The organism is Bacillus cereus group sp. BfR-BA-01379, from assembly GCF_022663605.1.
Classification (GTDB): Bacteria; Bacillota; Bacilli; order Bacillales; family Bacillaceae_G; genus Bacillus_A; species Bacillus_A mobilis.
In genome coordinates this window covers 1-218 of record NZ_JAKUFT010000327.1, presented here as the reverse complement: position 1 = coordinate 218, position 218 = coordinate 1, and the positions used below count along the sequence as shown (strand labels likewise).

Genomic DNA, 218 nt, shown 5'->3' with positions numbered 1-218 from the left:
ATTTACTTGCCTTAGCAATTGTTTCAAGTGGTATACCAAGATCATGCATACTTTTAATCATTTGAATTTTTCCCTGCTGAACCCCTTCTTTTCGACCCTTTTCAATGCCTTTTTTTATTCCTTGTTCCATTCCTCTTTTTATTCCTTCTGTCTCTGCGTGGGCGAATTTTGCGGCTTCATCCATTAAAACTTTCTCCCTCGCGTCATAGGCTTGTCGG

1 pseudogene is annotated in these 218 nt (G+C 39.9%); it reads right to left on the bottom strand.

The features are described 5' to 3' along the window. Positions 1–218: pseudogene (locus MR113_RS28085) on the bottom strand (Rpn family recombination-promoting nuclease/putative transposase); the annotation flags it as partial.